The sequence below is a fragment of the Aerococcus sp. HMSC10H05 genome, assembly GCF_001806975.1.
Classification (GTDB): Bacteria; Bacillota; Bacilli; order Lactobacillales; family Aerococcaceae; genus Aerococcus; species Aerococcus viridans_B.
The window spans coordinates 3,388-6,461 of sequence record NZ_KV786987.1 but is presented as its reverse complement, the minus strand read 5'-3'; the positions used below and the strand labels follow the sequence as shown (position 1 = coordinate 6,461).

General features: G+C 36.5%; 3 protein-coding genes. 1 reads left to right on the top strand and 2 read right to left on the bottom strand.

The features are described 5' to 3' along the window. Positions 1 to 379 precede the first annotated feature (379 nt). Together HMPREF3116_RS05520 and HMPREF3116_RS05515 are read right to left on the bottom strand one after the other, a co-directional pair. Positions 380 to 772 carry a hypothetical protein gene (locus HMPREF3116_RS05520; RefSeq protein WP_070468190.1) on the bottom strand — a complete coding sequence of 131 codons (393 nt, stop codon included), beginning with the start codon at positions 770 to 772 and terminating at the stop codon, positions 380 to 382. 20 nt (positions 773 to 792) lie between these two features. Further along, a complete protein-coding gene (locus tag HMPREF3116_RS05515) occupies positions 793 to 1,656 on the bottom strand; it encodes a hypothetical protein (protein ID WP_148129223.1) in 864 nt (287 codons plus the stop codon). Between the two features lie 555 nt (positions 1,657 to 2,211). Here HMPREF3116_RS05515 and HMPREF3116_RS05510 point away from each other — a divergent pair. Next, positions 2,212 to 3,074: ISL3 family transposase (locus HMPREF3116_RS05510; RefSeq protein ID WP_168125795.1), on the top strand; the 863-nt coding region annotated here is incomplete at its 3' end.

Genomic DNA, 3,074 nt, shown 5'->3' with positions numbered 1-3,074 from the left:
TGAAGAAATTTACCTGAAGCCTAGCCTACCCCTTTGGAGTGAAGGCAAGATTTTTTGACGAAACCTAGCCTAACCCTTTTAAGATTGAGGACAAAAAAATGATGAAGCCTAGCTGAAGCTTAGCCTATCATCTTAAATTCAGAAGGCATGTTTTTGATGAGTCGCTCGAAATAATTTTGACGTAACCAAAGGTAATGAACTGAAAAAGGTATAAGAAAATTTGGCTAGGCCTGATGATAAATGAATCAATCGTGTCATACTGTCATACGCTCGAACTTGCTATCATCCCACCCTGCCCTTCACGATAACAAACAAAAAAATACCAGACAGTCATCGACCATCTGGTATCAAAAACATTATATGAATTTCTCTTTACTGATTAAATTGCCTGACGTTGTTCTGAATTATTTGCGACTGGTTCTTCGTTCTCCGCTTCAACTTCTGAAGAAAGATCTAACGTTTTGACTAGACCTTTTTCTAAAGCCATTGCTAAAACTAACTCACGTACTTCGCTATCTGACATCGCAGAATCAATCGCATCGTTACGTTTAGAATTAACGTAGTGGTCAAACTCTTTATCAAGTTGATTAGCAATCTCTCGCATCTCTTTTGCCATCTCTTTAATTGACGTTGCTAACTCGTTTAAGGGTTCTTGTTCTGAAGCAGTGAGCTGAACATCGATCTTACCGAAATCTAAATCGTTCTTACTATCCTTTAAAGTAGTTGCTAAACTTGCCCAACGTTTTTGTAATGGTTCTATTTTTCTTGCCATGATTATACGCTCCTTTTAAATTAAATATCGAATGGACTTAACAAATTATATCTAACAGCTTCACGACCAATGCTATCTTGTTTGATCGAAACTTCATCAATATAATCTAACTCTACATCATACAATGCAATTTGATAATTCAAGTCGATGATTGATGCACGTAAACTTTCTAAAGCAACGACTGTTGAGGTATCTTGCGAAATACCTAGTGACTCTTCGTTGACTTCAGCAAGCAATGCGGCTTCACGTTCTTCAGCGGTCATCTCTTCAATTGGTTTTGTTTCTTCAACTGTACCACTTGAGTCTGAATTGGAAATGCTTGTTTCGCTTAATAGCTTTTCAATTTGTTTATTTGTTTCACCGTCGCCGATTGAGTTTAAAGCGATGTTGTCTGCTTCAATAATTTTCTTCGCATCGTCATAACTTATGTTAGGGTCATCATTCAATCGTTCATGATATTCTTCCATAGATTCTTTAGCTGCTTCCAACTGTGCTATCGCATTCTCTTTGTTCGACATGATTGCTGAACGGTCAATCGCACCAAACGTTACATCATAAATTTCAGCTAAGGTTGAATCGATTGTTACATCACGATACGTTGCCGTTACATTATCCGCTGAAGGATTTAATCTAGTCACTAGCATATCTAAGCTAACGGGTACTTCAACCCCATTAACTACAATTGAACCGGTAGGTGCTAGGTTAGTTCCTGTCGAAGGTTCTCCGTTAGTATCTTCGTTTGCGGTGTTTGAGTATGCATCTTCCGCACGCTCACTTACTTGTTCGCCGCTTAATTTTAACGTACCATTCTCTGCTTGTGCTGCGATAATCTCTTCACTTGTTACTTCAATTGTTTCACCTGAAGCTAACTTCAATGAGTTCATAGAAGTCACATAGAAGTTCAACGGTTCTCCGTTATACTCCGTCTTAAGATCATCACTTTAATTGTTGATTTCTATAATTCATTAAGACATACAGACATAATTTAAATAAGTTGTCTATATAAATTAATATTATATAGATTTAAAGGTTAAGTAATTTGCGTAAAAATTGAGGTTAGTATATCAAGGTCAAAGGGGTTTTAGGAACACCTAAATTGGCAGCTGGCAACGGCAAAAGTTGGCACTTATAACGACTAATTGTGGGTGTTGTCGTTATAAGGGGCGGAGGTTTGATATTTTAGCATAGTTATAACGACAAAAGTTGGTACTTATAACGATATAATGATTGGAAATTTTTGGCTCTACAATATATAGGACTGATGACTTCAAAAAAAGTCATTGGTTTTATATTTTTTTTACAAAAAAAGAGGAATCTCCATTATCATATAGTTAACGACAACCATGATAAGATAGGAGATTCCCCGTATGAATAAGTTTATCAATACCACGTTACAATTGAAAGATGAAAATATAATTTTCGAAGATAAAGTTGAAGAGATGATAGTTAAGAATATAAAGTCACTGATCTATTTCGGCAAGTTAGATGTAAATCCTCAGTATTGTCCAGCCTGCGGCTGTGTTAAACGAGGAAATAGTATCGTTAAGAATGGATCTAAAAAATCAAGAATTACGCTAACAAAGATATCAGGGTTACCTGCTTACTTTGAATTAAGCAAGCAACGCTATCACTGTAGAGAATGCGATAGCTACTTCACTGCTAAATCAGAGATAGTCGGTGATAACTGTTTTATTTCTAAGCGCGTTAAACGGATGGTATTAGACTTTGCAACCAATGCGTTGACACTTAAACATATCGCAGAGACATGCAACGTTTCTGATCTCACAGTTCAACGGGTAATTAATGGTGCTGGTAAAGACCTTAAACCTAGCATCTTCGATGCACTACCAGAGCATATTGCTTTCGATGAATTCAAAGGTGTAAAGCATGCCGAAGGAAATATGAGCTTTATGTTTATAGATAATACGAATTCACGTATTGTAGATGTGCTAGGAGATCGCAGAAAATTCAAGCTACGTGATTACTTTTTTGCCTATCCGTTGAAAACTCGTCAGAAAGTTCAAACAGTTACAATGGACATGTACATGCCTTATATGGAAGTCGTTAGAGAGGTATTTCCCAACGCCAAAATCATCATTGATCGTTTCCATTTAGTTCAAGCATTAAATCGAGAATTAAATAAGCTACGTATTGAAGTAATGAATGCTTTCAGGGTTTCTGACCATAGATTGTACAACAAGTATAAGAGATATTGGCGAATATTCCTAATGCCTCGAGAAAACTTAAACTCATGGGATTATCAACCGTTTAAATTATTCGATTGGCTTACGAATACCGGTGG